This window comes from Neobacillus sp. B24, assembly GCF_055381825.1.
The window spans coordinates 4,812,697-4,825,030 of sequence record NZ_AP035777.1 but is presented as its reverse complement, the minus strand read 5'-3'; the positions used below and the strand labels follow the sequence as shown (position 1 = coordinate 4,825,030).

General features: G+C 35.1%; 11 protein-coding genes. 6 read left to right on the top strand and 5 right to left on the bottom strand.

Going from position 1 to position 12,334, the window contains the following annotated elements:
* Positions 1 to 156: 156 nt before the first annotated feature.
* Complete coding sequence (locus ACZ43M_RS23930; protein ID WP_464505012.1) at positions 157 to 1,593, bottom strand: IS6 family transposase; 1,437 nt, start codon at positions 1,591 to 1,593, stop codon at positions 157 to 159.
* Between the two features lie 166 nt (positions 1,594 to 1,759).
* On the opposite strand from ACZ43M_RS23930, the gene ACZ43M_RS23925 reads away from it, so the two are divergent.
* The 5 genes from ACZ43M_RS23925 (at position 1,760) to ACZ43M_RS23905 (ending at position 7,504) form a co-directional block, all read left to right on the top strand.
* Positions 1,760 to 3,397, top strand: a complete 1,638-nt coding sequence (locus ACZ43M_RS23925; RefSeq protein ID WP_464505011.1) for a peptide ABC transporter substrate-binding protein — start codon at positions 1,760 to 1,762, stop codon at positions 3,395 to 3,397.
* A gap of 692 nt (positions 3,398 to 4,089) precedes the next feature.
* Positions 4,090 to 4,863, top strand: coding sequence for a hypothetical protein (locus ACZ43M_RS23920; RefSeq protein ID WP_464505010.1), 774 nt, complete (start codon positions 4,090 to 4,092; stop codon positions 4,861 to 4,863).
* The gene (locus ACZ43M_RS23915; RefSeq protein WP_464505009.1) at positions 4,847 to 5,743 is read left to right on the top strand and encodes a glycosyltransferase family 2 protein; all 897 of its coding nucleotides are present in this window, start codon (positions 4,847 to 4,849) and stop codon (positions 5,741 to 5,743) included. Before ACZ43M_RS23920 ends, ACZ43M_RS23915 begins: the two co-directional genes overlap by 17 nt.
* Entirely contained in the window at positions 5,703 to 6,665 is a 963-nt protein-coding gene (locus ACZ43M_RS23910; RefSeq protein WP_464505008.1) for a glycosyltransferase family 2 protein, read from the top strand. The genes ACZ43M_RS23915 and ACZ43M_RS23910 overlap by 41 nt, the downstream gene beginning before the upstream one ends.
* Before the next feature lie 23 nt (positions 6,666 to 6,688).
* A complete protein-coding gene (locus ACZ43M_RS23905) occupies positions 6,689 to 7,504 on the top strand; it encodes a glycosyltransferase (protein ID WP_464505007.1) in 816 nt (271 codons plus the stop codon).
* 42 nt (positions 7,505 to 7,546) lie between these two features.
* Here ACZ43M_RS23905 and ACZ43M_RS23900 read toward each other — a convergent pair whose 3' ends face one another.
* The 4 genes from ACZ43M_RS23900 to ACZ43M_RS23885 are packed head-to-tail and all read right to left on the bottom strand — an operon-like array spanning position 7,547 to position 10,923.
* Positions 7,547 to 7,846, bottom strand: a complete 300-nt coding sequence (locus ACZ43M_RS23900; protein ID WP_464508102.1) for an EamA family transporter — start codon at positions 7,844 to 7,846, stop codon at positions 7,547 to 7,549.
* Between the two features lie 19 nt (positions 7,847 to 7,865).
* Positions 7,866 to 8,213, bottom strand: coding sequence for an EamA family transporter (locus ACZ43M_RS23895; protein WP_464505006.1), 348 nt, complete (start codon positions 8,211 to 8,213; stop codon positions 7,866 to 7,868).
* The gene (locus tag ACZ43M_RS23890) at positions 8,210 to 9,991 is read right to left on the bottom strand and encodes a DUF6020 family protein (protein ID WP_464505005.1); all 1,782 of its coding nucleotides are present in this window, start codon (positions 9,989 to 9,991) and stop codon (positions 8,210 to 8,212) included. The genes ACZ43M_RS23895 and ACZ43M_RS23890 overlap by 4 nt, the downstream gene beginning before the upstream one ends.
* On the bottom strand, positions 9,991 to 10,923 hold the full coding sequence (locus ACZ43M_RS23885) for a glycosyltransferase family 2 protein (protein WP_464505004.1): 933 nt from the start codon (positions 10,921 to 10,923) through the stop codon (positions 9,991 to 9,993). Before ACZ43M_RS23885 ends, ACZ43M_RS23890 begins: the two co-directional genes overlap by 1 nt.
* A 274-nt stretch (positions 10,924 to 11,197) precedes the next feature.
* On the opposite strand from ACZ43M_RS23885, the gene ACZ43M_RS23880 reads away from it, so the two are divergent.
* A complete protein-coding gene (locus ACZ43M_RS23880; RefSeq protein WP_464505003.1) occupies positions 11,198 to 12,268 on the top strand; it encodes a glycosyltransferase family protein in 1,071 nt (356 codons plus the stop codon).
* The last annotated feature ends 66 nt before the right edge of the window (positions 12,269 to 12,334 follow it).

Here is a 12,334-nt window from a genome sequence, read left to right as displayed (position 1 = left end):
ATGGTTTGAGATTCCTTTATCAAGGGCGACGGGGACAAAAAGAAGGCATGCCAAATAGCCCTTGGTATTTCCATTTTAAACCATTGGCAAGTTCGGTTTGTCAAGAGTTCGCTTCGCCGGTTGCTAGTGGGTTCAAGGGCTCTGCTAAACAAAAAGTTAGACTGTTTGTTCAATGATCCAATCTTGAGCTAAACCTATTAATTTAGTCCAGCGTGCAGGCATATTCGGTCGCAGTAAGAGCTCTGGATTAACCACTGGCACATTACCTTCTAACGCTGAGTGAGGCCGTAAAAAGTTAAAGTAAGCCACAAAAAGCGTCACAAACGAAACAGACCCATGTTCGGACCCAAACCCGTGTGTTGAGCGATAATTGCCCTTAAATGTGCGATTGAGTCTTTCAATCACTTGTTTGAGAGGCCTATACTCCTTTGATACAGGATCTTCATTGGTAAGCCCAATGACCTGAGTAATGTCAAAGTGAATATCATGCTGGGCGTAAAAGTGTTGGGTTAAGAGATATATCGGATTGCCGTCCACCACAAATGTAAGATCTTCCGGAATCTCTTTAAATTTCATTAGGACATCATCAATGGCACGGATTGCTGTCGCTGTATCTCGATTTGCTGACACTGGATAAGACAGAATGATCTTTTTTACCGCATCAAAGAAGAAGAACAAGTAATGCCAACGACCTTGAACCCTAATATAGGTTTCGTCCCCACAGAACTGATCAGAAAGCTCGTAGGGATAGTGGTCTACGTAAGGTTTAAGGATTAATGCAACTGCGTTCTCGTAATTTAAAATGCTTTGATGCGATATAGAAACACCATGGATATCTTTCATGAGTGCAGCTGTCTTCCGGGCCGAAAGGCCATAGTTAACGTGATAGGTTAAAATAAGCCCCAATGTATGTGGCGACACATAAAGCCTGGCCAAGTCAACCTTTGGTTTCTTAGGAGAAGCCTTTGACAATGGCTGAAAATCAATGTGGAACTGCCGGAAGATATATCTTAATTTAAAGGCTTGTGGATCCTTTTTAAACTGTTTCTTCTCTTTCGCAGACATGCCATTCAGTTTCTGCTGGTAGTAGGAACAGTCATTATTTTTACACTTGTACACGTCAAAGTCTTTTCGCTCTTTGACTTTCTCAAGGGTCCTAGAACAATGAGGACACTTCAAAATAGTCTCCTTCGCATAGCGATTTTTATCATTGAAAAGCCAGCCACACACCTTACATTGCAACTGTCCTTTGCCTCCATTATTGGCATAAAGATAATCCGCTGGAGCACCACACTGCGGACATTTCATTGACTTGGGCACACATGCCTTTGTATTCGAACGCCTTTGAACAGGTTTTAGTTGTTTACCGTTCTTCTCCAGGTATTCGGTTAGGAGGCTTCGGTAATCAAGTTTCTGAATGGTTTCGATAATCGGAAGATCATCCACCTGGAGTTTACGATAAGGTTTATTTACAGGTTTTTCCTCAGGCTTTTCAAACATCCCCTTCCCAATAAGAAGGGTAAGTAATGTTCGAATTATTTGTTCTTGGTACTTAATAAAAGTTAATAAATAGGTTATAATTTGAGGGTACAACTTGTCACTTCCTTAATCTAGGTTGTTGGGTGTGTGGTAACCTCAATTATCCTTAGATTTCAGGGGGTGGCAATTTTTTTGCTTATAAAGCCCTCTATCTAGGTATTTTATAGCCTATTTCTTATAAAAGTTTTTACAATACGGTGATGAATAAGGGGGTAAAAAAATGAGAAAGAATCTACTGCTCTTTTCAAGTATGCTTCTGATTCTAGGCATGTTTATGAGCATGGCCTTTGTTGCGATAACAAGAGATAAACAAGAGAAGATTCCTGAAGACGCTCAGAAAGATGTAAAACAAATACTTAGAATAAATATTGGTAAGGAGCCGCAAACATTACATCCAGGGCTTGCTGAGGATGAAACATCAGGAACAGTTGTACTCCAAACTTTTGAAGGACTGACGCGGATTGACCTATGGGGGCAGACTGTTAACGCTGCTGCCAAGGTTATAAAAATCTCAAAGGACCAAAGGACCTATACGTTTACACTGCGTGAAACGAAATGGTCGAATGGAGACCCAGTTATTGCACAGGATTTTGAGTATGCATGGAAGTGGGCTTTAGACCCCAATAACCATTCAGAAAGCGCAAAGCAACTCTATTACATAGAGGGAGCTAAGGAATATCATAAAGGTAATAAAAGCAGTGTAAATAGTGTAGCTGTAAAGGCACTTGATAATAAAACATTACAAGTTAGACTTGTTAATCCAACTCCCAATTTCATTGAACTTACCGCTTTACCAGCCTACTTTCCTATTAACAGCAAAGGTGCCGTTAAAAATCCAAATTGGGCAAAAGATTCGAAGGATTATATATCTAATGGACCGTTTAGAATTGCAGAATGGTCCCATAATGATAAGATTGTCTTAAAAAAGAGTGAGAACTATTGGGACTCAGCCACGGTTAGATTGGAGAAAATCACAATGTACCTGATTGATGACCCTCTTACAGAAGTAACGATGTTTGATAAAGGTGAACTAGATAGGGCCGGCTCGCCAGGAGGTCGTTTGCCGGGTGTTGGAACAGAAATGTTTGTAGATTTTCGGAAGATTAATTCGCTGCCAACAACAGGTCATTACATCTACAAATTTAATACTGAAGAGAAACCGTTCAATAATGAAAACATCCGAAAAGCCTTTGCATTATCCATTAATCGTCAAGAAATAGTAGATCTAGCCGATGAAAAAGGTCTAGTCCCTGCAACGGCCATTGTTCCGCCCAACCTTTTTCCCGAAAATAAAAAAGGGTACTTCCAAGATAATAATGTTGACAAGGCAAAGGATTATCTGCAAAAAGGGTTAAAAGAACTAGGGTATCAAAGTGCTTCTGAATTACCTCCAGTAACGGTTACAGTGAATTCTGTTAATGGAGACGAAAATATTGCTCAAGCAGTCCAAAAAATGTGGAAGGATAATTTAGAGGTAGAGGTATCTCTCAAAAAAAACACGACTGCGGAGAAGAAGGATAACATCTTCCCTTATAAGTCCCCTTCCTTAGAGTGGCCTGGCTATTATAATGATCCTTATAATTTCCTTTGTATGTTTCATTATGGTGAATTAGATAGTAAGGATACGAATTGGAAAAATGAAGAGTTCGAATCCATTTTAATAAAATCACAAACTGAAAAGGATAAAAATCAGCGTGTGAAATTATTAAAGAATGCTGAAAGAATTTTAATGGATGAAATGCCAGTCATCCCAATTTATTTTTATTCAAATTATTGGGTGGAGAAGAAAAGCTTGAAATCGGTGGCCCTTTCTGGACTTGGCCATATTCAATATAAATGGGCATACCTTGAAAAATAGGAATACTATATATTTTGTTATTAGTACTATAGAATATGGGATAAAATAAAAAGACTGATAAGATTTTATGTTAATCTTAATCAGTCTTTTCCTTTGTGAAGACAAAGCCCATGATATCACGAACAGTAAATTTCTATCAAAAAAATGATTGAATATGTTACAATACAACTTGGACTGAAAATTTTAATACAAGTCTTTAGTTACAGGAGGGGATTAAGATAAAAAATCAACATTCCTTACATACCATCTTAAATTCACTATCAATCATATCCTTTTTTATGTGCGTGTTAGCAATTACAAGACAATTCCCCTTTATCCAATTGTCCAAAGTTATAAGCCTCAGTTTAATCTTGGTTTTTGTTTTTTCGCTGCCATTTCTTGTAAAGAACTTTTGGAAGAGTGAAAAATCAATAAAGTTCTTCTTTATTTTTAATGTATTGTGCTTAACCATACTTTTCATTTATTCGGTCGCTATCGAGAAAAATGGTTTTTCGCTGGCGTTTCGGTTTTATACGATCCTTTTATTGATATTAGCTGTCTTTTTTCTACCAGCGAAAAAAAGCTACGTTAATATTTTTATTATTCTTTCTGTCGTACATAGCATTGTTCTCATCATTTTTGAAATATACATTCTGATATTTGGCGGACCAGATTTTGCCGAATATATCAGGGCAAAAGTAATGAGTCTTGGAATGGGGGATATTTATACCTATAACCAATATTTTTATCGAATCCAAATAAAAGGAAATCCAATTTTACCGGTTGCATTTATTGTCAGTTTATTTGCTATTCGATCAAAGCGGATAAAAATCTCCGTGGCGTCTCTCTTATTCGTGGGGACGATTGTTGCAGGTAATTTGGCATTTATACTCGCCATTTTATTCTTTATAGGTATGTACGGGTTGGTTTTATTTTTCTTAAATAAGAGGGTAATTTCTTTTCTTAAAAATTTATTTGGGAATAGAAAGAGAATGATTATGCTTACTCTCCTCTTTTTGGTCATTATTATTATGGTTGCTATTTTGGTTTATCCCTATTTAAATGAAGTATTATTGAGAAAAATGGAATATTCTATTCCGACCAGATTTGATCAAGCGAACCATCTTATCCGTGATTTAATGGAGTCTCCCATTACATTATTATTTGGCCAAGGCTTGGGGAATATCATTTATGTTATTTCAGATTATCGTGATTACCGAAATGCTTATTATTTTGAGCTTCAAACCATTTATGTCTTGAACCAGGTCGGTATATTATATTTTATCTTTTTTTTAGTAACCAAAATTACCTTTATCATAAAGTTTTGGAGAAATATTATTGTATATTTAATTTATCTTTCTTATGTGTTATATGCTTTTACTAATCCTTATTTGTTTGATACAACAAATATTGTTGTTTTAATTGTTCTAAGCTCATTGGATAAACTATATCTAAAAGAAGGTTTTAAACGTGGAACGGAAATTTAAGGTTTGTGCCGTAATGGTTTGTTTCTACCCTGACATCAATGAGTTGCCATCCAATATAATATCTATTGTAAAACAAGTAGATAAGCTAATTATTGTTGATAACAGTGAAAATCCTGTTAATCCTAATTTATTGAATGATAGTGACTATGTAAACAAAATTCATTGGGTTTCTTTAAGGGAAAACTTAGGGATTGGTGCAGCCCAAAATGTTGGTATTAAATTAGCCATTGAGAATGGCTACGATGGGATTTTACTTTTAGACCAAGACAGTAATCCTCCGGGTGAGCTTGTAAGTTCACTGGTAGAAGGAGTCGAATTTTTAAGAGCTCAAGGGATAAAAATTGCTTGTTTGGGTCCCGATATATTTAATAAGAACACAAATGAAACTTATACAGCGCTAGTTAATAAAGGGATCCAGTTAAATGAGGACTTTGTTGAGAAGGAGGTTCTAATTAGTTCAGGTAAATTAATTTTAGCTGATGCTGTTAAGAAAATTGGTATGATGGATGAGAGTCTATTTATTGATTTAGTTGATTTTGAATGGTGTTGGAGAGCCAAAAAATTTGGCTACAGGGTATTTAGCAGTAAGAAGGCCAGAATGGGCCATATGGTAGGGCAAAAAAATTTAAAAATCCTTAATTTGTATACCTTGTTAATACCCTCTCCTATACGGCATTATTATCAATTTAGAAACACAGCTATTCTGTTAAAAAGAGACTATGTACCAAACTATTGGAAGATGAAAGCTATAGTAGAAAGAAGTATCGAGCTCCTTCTTTATCCTCTATTTGTTTCCCCGAGGTTGAAAAGGTTCCAATTTATTATCAGGGGAATCAGTGATGGCTTATCTAATAAGAAAGGGAAATATCCAAATGGCTGAAAGCATGATTTCCATAAAAAGTGTTTGCGCAGTAGTAGTTACCTATAATCCAGAGATTAAAGAGCTTAAAGAAAATATGAATTCGGTTATTCATCAAGTAGGCGGTATTTGTATTGTTGATAATTCAACGGATTTCTCTCTCCAAGAAAAGGTATTAGCTTTTCAAGAACTTGAGGCGATTCATGTCATTTCGAATAAGGGCAATTTGGGTATTGCGTTTGCACAGAACCGAGGAATGAAATGGGCTTTGGAAAAAGGGTTTGATGGGTTTATTCTCTTAGATCAGGATAGCAAATTAGCGGAAGACACAGTGGTCAAATTAGTAAAGGAATTTAATTACTTGGCAAGTCAAAATAAAAACATTGCTTGCATTGGTCCGTTAGCCTATGATCGGGATAAGACAGAAGAAGATGTTTACCACAATTACGGAACAGGTGATGAAAGAATTATCAAAGTTCCACAAACGTTAAGTTCGGGGTCGCTAATTCCAAAAAATGCATTTAATCAAATAGGTGGAATGGAAGAAGATTTGTTTATAGACTTGGTAGATTATGAATGGTGTTGGAGAGCAGAGAACATGGGATATTCAACCTATGTTACCAAAGAAGTAAAGATGGCACATCGATTAGGAGAAGACAGGTATCATTTTTTAGGAAACAGTATTGGTGTCCCGTCACCAGTTAGGCATTATTATCAATTTCGTAATACGATTCTAATGTTTAAAAGGTCCTATGTACCGTTAAATTTTAAATTAAAGTACATGCTTATCCTGCCATTTAAATTCTTCTTCTTTACTTTTTTTGTTAAACCGAGAGCAATTCGCGTTAAGATGATTACAAAAGGTATAGTCGATGCCCTTAAGGGTGTTAAAGGTAATATTAATGGGGATAATCCAAAAATGGTTTATGAGTCAAAGTCATAAACATGTAAAATGGAGATGAAGTAATGAACTTTTCCGTTCTAATGTCGGTTTATTTAAAAGAAAAACCGGCATTTTTAAAAGAGTCGATAGACAGTATGTTGAGGCAAACATTAATGCCGAACGAAATTGTTATTGTTTTCGATGGAAAACTTACAGATGAGTTATATGAATTATTAGATCAATATAAAAAGGAATTTCCTAAATTGTTTAAATATGTTCAGCTTGAAAAGAATATGGGGCTGGGAAAAGCTTTGCAGATAGGTATTACAGAATGTTCATATGAAGTAATTGCAAGGATGGACAGTGATGATATATGTCATCCTGAGAGATTTGAGAAGCAAATAAACTTTTTGAAGAATAACCCCGATGTTAAGGTTCTAGGTTCTTGGATTGCTGAATTTGAAGAGAATCCTGAAAAAATAGAGTCAATCCGGAAAGTTCCAACAGATTATGCGGAATTAAAAGAATATGCAAAAACACGCTGCCCATTAAATCATATGACAGTTGTTTATTGGAAGGACACGGTTATTAAATCTGGCAGCTATCAGACACTTATGTGGAACGAAGATTACTATTTATGGGGTAGAATGTTAAACACTAACGTTAAAATAATGAACCTGCCCGAAGTGCTCGTATATGCACGTGCTGGAGCAGATATGTTCAACAGACGAGGTGGATTAAAGTATTTCCAAAAGGAAGTAGAACTGCAAAAGAAATTCTTAAACATGCATTTTATTGATAAACCAACTTTTATAAAGAATGTAATTACTAGGGGGGCTGTTAGGGTGCTTCCTAATTCCGTCAGAGGGTTTATCTACAAAAAGTTACTCAGAGCGTAAAAAAACCTCTTCATTGAATGAAGAGGTTTTTTAAATATCTAACTATATTACGAGTAGAAATGAACCTACAGCAATTAGCCCCACACCATAAATTTTTATGGCAGTAATTTTTTCCGATAAAAGGAAATACGACAGCAGCATTGTCCACAAATAGGTGATAGAGGAGAGTGGATAAACTACAGAATAAGGAAGATATCTTAATAGTATGATATTAAGTATTGCACCCAGTACATAAAAGAATCCACCCAGGCAAAGTGAAACAAGGAACCCCGCATTAAAGCCTACAGTTTGGGAGGATGCTTTTTTAAAAAAATACCCTCCAAGCGACCCTAAAAACGTCATTCCCAGCAATAAGAGTATCTTAATGATCTCCACCACCAATCAGAATTGCACCGGAAACGATACAAACAATCCCAGCTATTTGTTTAACAGTAATTATTTCATTTAAAAAAATAATTCCTATAAAAATGGCAAATACATATCCCATGCTAAGGATCGGGTGAAGGACAGATAAGCTTCCAAATCGAAAGGCAACTATCATTAAGACCGCACCAAGAAAGTAAAGGAAGAATCCCAATAGTAAATAAAGGATTGAAGTGCCATCGGAGATTTTCCAAAACATCTGTCCAAATGCGGTAGTAAGGGATGCGCATAGAATAAACAGAATCCCAATTTTATTGTCGTTAAGTGATTTAATAAAGTTATTCATAATCGTTCCTTTTCTATTAAGAAAGCATTCTCTCTTCCTTTAGTATTTTTATTCATGCACGCAGCCAAAAACATGATAAAAGCCACAAGAAAATTGGCATATAAATATCGGAAGTCCTGTGCTGGGAGTGATATCGCAACAGCAGCGGTATTTAATATAACCGGAGCTGCAGCTAGCGTCAGTTTCCAATGTCCTTTCAATACAACAATAAAAAGGAACAATAATGTGGCAAACGTATATAATGCCGGCCGCCAAATTAGATAAAATGGCTGCTGTACAGTTTTTGACATGGCACTAAGTGCTTTATCTGTTAATGGCTGATTGATAGCCCGATGTTGTATTCCCCGCTGAATGGCCATATCTTGAGGGTCAGATCTTAACAAGAATGGCAGAAAATATGTACCTTGTTCATAGTGAATTTGCCAGACAAGTGCGCTTTCCTTTAAATAAGCTTTTATCACAATGCCCGGATTTTGCTTACACAACTCAAACCATGTCCGGAAATACTCACCCTTATTATTTTGGATTACTTTAGCATTGTAATGTTCATCAAATTTAAGGGGGTCTACAATGTATGGATTGTATTTTGTTTTCCAGACATCTAAAGGCAAAATTTTACTAATAAAATCCTGTTGTTCCTTTGTTATTTTACCATTCTCATTGACTACTGCAGCTATTTGTTGGGTAGGAATAGCCAGCGCTTCATTTTGTGATGCTGGAATAACGTCTAAATACTGATATACTGGCCCTCTAACGAAGAAATAAAGAGCAATGATAAATGCTGAAACGATATAGGTTCGGAGCAGTTTCAAGCGAAATACCAAAAATAAAATAAGAACGGTTGCGACAAATACAGGGAAGCCATTATGCCTAAAGAATACCACCCCATAGCTTGCTAAAACAAAGAGGAACATATTAATCTTGCTGGACATCCATTTTCCATTAGAAAGAATAATATTGATTAGACACATGCTAAATAATAATATCTCTGCACTAAACAAGACATCTTTCCATAGATTGACTGCATAAATACCTGTTACAGGCAAAAAAGCGGTAATAAGTAACATAGAATAAATCGCTTTTTTGCTAACCTTTAATTTTTCAAAACTATAGGCACAATAACCAAAGAAAAGCGCTAATATAATCCCTTGGGCTGCCACGACTGCAGCAGGGGAATTCCAAATTTTTGTGATAACTAAAATAAACCAAGTATGCGGTACAGGATGCCAATCATGAAAATATGGGACATGTGCTTGATCCCATTGCTGCATAGAATCGATAGATAAAATGGCTGGGTAAAAAGCAATCAAATATATGGACCAAACAACCATATGCGGCATTCCGTAAATGACAATTTTCCACTTACTTAGCTTAGTGTCTGTATTCTCCTTTATTGATAGTAAAATACTTGCTACATCAAGAACTAAAGTCAGTATCACAATATATGTTGCCACATAAACGTAAATGATAATAAATGGATGATTATCAGCTAACCATAGCTGCTTTCCTTTTAAACTAATAAGCAGTAATGCCGAAAACAGGATATAAAAGATTCCTATTACCTTGTTGCGTGTTTTTGAAAAAGAGAAATAAGGCTTGAATACATGCTTAGTCACTAGACCTGTTAAAACAATTGTGTTGAAGATGACACACAGTAGTAAGCTAAAAGTAGCTACATTCCGTATCGGACTAAAATAAAAGAGAAACCCAGGTGTTAACAGGACAGATAGAATGAATGAAATACCGATGCTTTTAAACAAAGTTTTCTCTCTATTCATTATTTACTCCTAATAAGCGTTTTAACGCGATGTAATTCCAACTCATATTGTTTGCGTGAGTTTGCAACAACTGTATCTAAAATGAGAGCACATGCTAAACTTAGCATTGAAAGAATCATAAGTCCTACAGCCAATATTGCAGAAGGAACCTTTGTGATAAAATGTGTATTCAAAAACTCTACTATTACTGGAATACCTACAGCCATACCCAAAATAAAGAAAACAATGGCCCAGGAGAAAAAGAAAAAGAAGGGTTTGAAATCCTTAAATAGGGTAAATATTGTTCGTAACACTTTGAAACCATCACTAAAGGTATTTAGTTTTGATTCACTTCCTTCAGGTCGGTCTCGATAATCGATTGGTAATTCCTTTATTAAAAACCGCTTGTCCAGTGAATGGATACTTAATTCTGTCTCAATTTCAAAGCCAGGGCTCATCACTGGGAATGATTTAACAAAAAATTTATTGAACGCTCTGTATCCGGTCATAATGTCTTTAATGTTGCTTTTATACAGAGTATTAATTAAATTTTTAACTAAGTTGTTTCCAAAATTATGAAAGCTTCGTTTGTTTTCGCTTTCGTATGTACCATTAGATAACCGGTCGCCAATTACCATATCTGCCTCATTACTAACCAAAGGTTCCAATAAAAAATGGGCAAATTCAGCAGGATAGGTATCGTCGCCATCTACCATTATATAGTAGTCAGCATCAATATCAAAAAACATGGAACGGACCACATTTCCTTTTCCCTGTCGGTATTCTTTTTTTACAAAAGCCCCATGTGCATCGGCAATTTCAGCCGTTTGGTCTTTAGAATTATTATCATAAACATATATTTTTGCAGAAGGCAGTTCTTTTTTAAAATCATCGATAACTTTCCCTATCGTCAGTGCTTCATTATAACAAGGAATTAGGACAGCTATTTCCATTAAATTTTTCCTCCACTCAATTCTATATTAATTCACAATATTTAATTATAAAACATAAAGGTCCCAATGTTAACACAGCTGAAATTTATTAATAAGGTAACCTTTCAGGTTAAATATTATAATTAATTGATTGTATGAATCCTATATATTATACTTGTTTTTGTTTGTGTTAGGTTTACTATAAAGGAAAAATAGATTAAATTTATGTTTTCTGCCGTAAAAAATGCATCCCTTTGTTAAGAATAATGTTTTCAGAAATAGTAAGGAGAAGGTTATGAAAAAAAGAATTTTATATTTAATGCATGTGGATTGGAGCTGGATTAAGCAAAGACCTCACTTCTTGGCCGAGAAACTTCATGAAACGTTTGATGTAAATGTTTATTTTGCTTTGTCCAGAGATAGGAAAGTTATGACTACAAATCCGACTACTATTAAGACTTCACCAATCATATCGCTGCCATTTAAGAAAGTTAATTTCATTAGAGAGGTAAATGCCTGGTATCAAAAAATGTTTTTCTGGATGGCCCTGAAAATTATGAAACCTGACATAATTTGGGTTACCCATCCTTCCTTGCATAACTATTTACCGAGAAAACAACTTAAACAATACAGAGTGGTTTATGATTGTATGGACGATGTATTGGGCTTTACAAACACGCCCCAAGCTAAACAAACTCTTTATGAATCTGAAACTCGATTGTTTGAGGACTCTGATATTGTGTTCGTCTCAAGTGCCCATTTACAAAATCAAATTGTAAAACGAGGCTGTAAAAGAGAGAAAACGCATTTAGTAAGAAACGGGTATAATGGTGATATTATTCAACCTATAACTAGTGCTGAAAATCAAGAGAAATTCACCCTTGCCTATGTCGGTACGATCTCAAATTGGGTAAATTTCGATCTAATATTGAAAAGCCTCGATAGGTATGAGAATATTGAATACCATTTTTTTGGTCCCATTGAGTGTGATGTACCTAATAATAATAGGATACATTTTCACGGACCAGTAAAGCACAGTGAGATATACACTGCTATAAAGGATTTTAACTGTTTAATAATGCCATTTAAAATTAATGATCTTATCCTCTCAGTCGACCCTGTGAAACTCTACGAATACGTAAACTTTAATAAAAATATTATTTCAGTTTATTATGAGGAAATAGAGAGATTTAGGGGTTACGTACATTTTTATAACGACAGTGATGAATATTTGGAGGTTTTAGGGAACTTAATCAAAAATAATGAATTGAAGTATAATGAAAAGAGTAGATACGAATTTTTAGTAAATAATACATGGGATAAAAGAACTGAAGTAATAGTAAATACATTGAATGCAAATGTTTAACGGAAATTTTTTAATTAGTTCCCTATTTTAAGTATGTAAGTAAACAAAAAGAATATTGCAAAGGAG

Bases quoted from the DNA above. Each gene is read 5' to 3' on its own strand.
- ACZ43M_RS23920 (WP_464505010.1), top strand. From the start codon at position 4,090: ATGGGGGATATTTATACCTATAACCAATATTTTTATCGAATCCAAATA.
- ACZ43M_RS23880 (WP_464505003.1), top strand. From the start codon at position 11,198: ATGAAAAAAAGAATTTTATATTTAATGCATGTGGATTGGAGCTGGATT.
- ACZ43M_RS23885 (WP_464505004.1), bottom strand. From the start codon at position 10,923: ATGGAAATAGCTGTCCTAATTCCTTGTTATAATGAAGCACTGACGATA.
- ACZ43M_RS23900 (WP_464508102.1), bottom strand. From the start codon at position 7,846: ATGACGTTTTTAGGGTCGCTTGGAGGGTATTTTTTTAAAAAAGCATCC.
- ACZ43M_RS23905 (WP_464505007.1), top strand. From the start codon at position 6,689: ATGAACTTTTCCGTTCTAATGTCGGTTTATTTAAAAGAAAAACCGGCA.
- ACZ43M_RS23895 (WP_464505006.1), bottom strand. From the start codon at position 8,213: ATGAATAACTTTATTAAATCACTTAACGACAATAAAATTGGGATTCTG.
- ACZ43M_RS23910 (WP_464505008.1), top strand. From the start codon at position 5,703: ATGGCTTATCTAATAAGAAAGGGAAATATCCAAATGGCTGAAAGCATG.
- ACZ43M_RS23925 (WP_464505011.1), top strand. From the start codon at position 1,760: ATGAGAAAGAATCTACTGCTCTTTTCAAGTATGCTTCTGATTCTAGGC.
- ACZ43M_RS23890 (WP_464505005.1), bottom strand. From the start codon at position 9,991: ATGAATAGAGAGAAAACTTTGTTTAAAAGCATCGGTATTTCATTCATT.